This is a genomic window from Hydrocoleum sp. CS-953 (assembly GCF_002260545.1).
Classification (GTDB): Bacteria; Cyanobacteriota; Cyanobacteriia; order Cyanobacteriales; family Microcoleaceae; genus Trichodesmium.
In genome coordinates this window covers 1-2,574 of the sequence record NZ_LGSU01000265.1, presented here as the reverse complement: position 1 = coordinate 2,574, position 2,574 = coordinate 1, and the positions used below count along the sequence as shown (strand labels likewise).

The window sequence follows — 2,574 nt, the reverse complement described above, 5'->3', positions numbered from 1 at the left end:
TACTACAAGCTTTAATTATAACTATTCAACCATACATGATATTACAGTAGTTTTTATGTGGGTAAACCAAAGTAGAGACGTTCCATAGAACATCTCTACATTTACTTTGCAGAAAAATCTATTCCCGAACTTCCCACAAAAATATTAGGTAGCTATTAGCTTTTAGCATTTAGCTATCAGCTTTTTGAACCTTAGTTAAATCTCCGATTTCTATAAACTGGATGGTTTAGGAGGGGTTCAAATCCCCTTCTAAACATTAGAAAACGTACTTCTACTGATAGCTGACTGCTTCTTTAAACCTTCACAGTCGATAACTTAGGCTTAAAACTCTGCAAAATACGTTCTGCCATCTGAGAAGGAGTCAAACCCAAATCAGCTTTCGACTCATCAGGTTTAGCATGATCTACCAACTTATCGGGTACACCCAAACGTAACACAGGTACAAGCACATTATTATCCATCAATGCTTCCGTAACTGCGGAACCAAAACCACCCATCAAACAGCCTTCCTCCATAGTCACAACCTGACCAATACGTTGTGCTAAAGGCAGAATTAATTCCGTATCCAAAGGCTTGACAAAACGAGCATTTACCACAGTAGCACTAACACCATGCTCGCTCAAAATCTCCGCAGTTTGCATAGCCGGATGTACCATAGCACCATAACCCAATATCAGCACATCATCACCATTCCGCAGAATTTCAGCCTTACCAATAGGAATAGCTTCCCAACCTTCTTCCATCAGAGGTACACCATAACCATTACCACGAGGATAACGCATAGCGATCGCTCCATCCGTATACTCAATACCCGTAACCAACATCCGTTGTAACTCACCCTCATCTTTAGGCGCCATAACTACCATATTGGGGATACAACGTAAATAGGAAATATCATACATTCCCTGGTGAGTCGGACCATCTGCACCCACAATTCCAGCGCGGTCTAAACAGAAGAAAACAGGCAACTTCTGAATACAGACATCATGGATAATTTGGTCATAAGCTCGTTGCAAGAAAGTTGAGTAAATACCAACCACAGGTCGCATTCCTTCACAAGCTAAACCTGCTGCCAAAGTTACAGCGTGTTGTTCGGCAATACCAACATCTATATATTGTTTCGGCAATTTAGCATGAAGTTTATCCAAACCTGTACCAGTTGCCATAGCAGCAGTAATACCCATAATTTTCGGGTTATCTTCTGCAAGCTTCACCAAAGTATGGGCAAAAACTTTAGAATACTTGGGAGGCTTTGGCTTATTTGCAGGTAAGGCTTTACCTGTAGCTAAATTGAATGGATTTTGAGCATGATAGCCAACTTGATCCTCTTCAGCAACTGCGTATCCTTTACCCTTAGTTGTGGACACATGAACTAACACTGGTCCATGAATTTGATGCGCTTGTTGGAAAGTTGTAATTAGTTCTTCCAAATTATGCCCATCAACAGGACCCATGTAGGTAAAGCCCAATTCTTCAATTACGGCCCCTACTTTTGACACTGCCAAACGTTTCATCCCTTCTTTGAGGCGTTCCATTTCTGGTGTAAAGGTTTCACCAACAAAAGGAATATGTTTGAATTGTTCCTCAAGATTATCCTTCAGAAACTGCATCGGTGGGGATAAACGCATTTTGTTGAGATAACGAGAAATCGCACCTACATTGGGAGAGATGGACATCTCATTATCGTTTAGCACAACCAATATATTAGTTTTGGGTAAGTGACCTGCATGGTTAATAGCTTCTAAAGCCATACCACCAGTCAAAGCACCATCCCCAATAATGGAAACTACTTTGAAGTTATCTCCTTTCATATCTCTAGCTAATGCCATTCCTAAACCAGCGGAGATACTGGTAGAAGCATGGCCAGCGCCGAAATGGTCAAATTTATTTTCACAACGTTTTAAATAACCTGCAACCCCATCTTTTTGTCGCAGGGTATGAAAATTGTTATATCGACCTGTAATAAGTTTATGGGGATAAGCTTGGTGGCCTACATCCCAAAGAACTTTGTCCCGATCTAGATCGAGAGTTTGGTAGAGACCCAATGTAAGTTCTACAACTCCTAACCCTGGACCTAGATGGCCTCCACTTGTGGCGACTGTTTCTAGATGTTTTTCTCGTATTTGTCTAGCAATTTCTTCTAGTTGATGAATTGAAAGACCGTGTAACTGGTTAGGATGAGTAAGTTCACTTAGGTGCATATTTTATTTACTCAGATTTATGATGTAGATTTGCAGTTGTAACTGGGAGTATTTTTGATGATGAACTTGGAATTTACCTGTACTTTTTTTCAGCTATGAATCAGCCTATAGAATTTCGCGAGACATTTGTTAATAATGCAGAGTAGAATTAATCTACTAAAGGAATATCTCTTGATAATCTGCTAGATTTTCTGACAGATGCTCTTCTTTTTTTCACCTTGATTATCAGCATTGGAAAAAATAGGAGTAAGAAGTAATTACTTGACTAGCCTAGAGGGAAACAATTAGGTTCGAGGCTGTTTACCAATGGATCATTGATAATTGAGAATTAATCAATTCAATTTTATTCCCTTCTATTTCAAGAGAATAAAAG

At 39.6% G+C, this 2,574-nt stretch carries 1 protein-coding gene; it reads right to left on the bottom strand.

The annotated features are described in order from the left end of the window. Window positions 1-293: 293 nt before the first annotated feature. Window positions 294-2,201, bottom strand: a complete 1,908-nt coding sequence (gene dxs, locus AFK68_RS02360; RefSeq protein ID WP_094671325.1) for a 1-deoxy-D-xylulose-5-phosphate synthase — start codon at window positions 2,199-2,201, stop codon at window positions 294-296. Window positions 2,202-2,574: the final 373 nt, after the last annotated feature.